General features: G+C 43.2%; 1 pseudogene. It reads right to left on the bottom strand.

Features of this window, described 5'->3' with window-relative positions:
• Positions 1–731: pseudogene (locus ACTXGO_RS16515) on the bottom strand (hypothetical protein); the annotation flags it as partial.
• Between the last annotated feature and the right edge of the window lie 73 nt (positions 732–804).

Consider the following 804-nt stretch of genomic DNA (forward strand, 5'->3'; position numbering starts at 1 on the left):
CTCTCTGGATACTGACGAGTATAAGCCTCCCAAAATAGAGTGCGCTCAATCAGCTCATTAAAAGAAAAAGCAATCGCCGCATCGAACCAAAATATCTGTTGATTATCCATGGCCATACGCTCAACAAACTTGGTCTGATCGCTTGGCAAGTATGGAGTAAAGATATCTGCCATCGCTTGCAGATCATGATGAAACTGGTACTCGCCTTCTCCCAAATACAGCACGCTCACATCAGCATCACTCTCCACCAGCTTGATCAGATAGCGCAAACGTGGGCTGGTCGTTTTTAGGTGTTCTGATGGCACTTCGATGTGTTGTTCCGCTAGGCTCATGATGGTATAAAAGTTTTCATCGACCACATTATGATCGAGGGACAAAAAACGGGCATACATCGCTTGATAGTCCGTGAGCCACTTTAATATCTCAGAATTATTGGCGATGGGTAGGCAGGCGTTTAACTGGCGCTCAAGGGCATAAATGTCCTCAATTTTACTCGTATTATCGATCTTATTTATAGTCTGACTCAGCCTTGTACAAATAAGCTCATTTGTCAGCTGATTTTCAGACGCAGATACGACCGCTTTGGTCAGTGATTTTGCCGTTGTGGCTTCTGTAATCGCAGTGTTATCTGTTTGAGCAGGCGCAGGATGGGTCATGTCTGGATTGGGCTTGCAAGCCGTCAGAGGTAATAAGCTAATAGCTATTATCAAAGGCATTAGGGTTTTTTGCACTAAGGGTGCTCCTATAATCAATAAATGAGATCGTAAGATTTGAGAATATATTTTAGGTTTGATGAGATACTTT

This window comes from Psychrobacter sp. T6-1, from assembly GCF_052258445.1.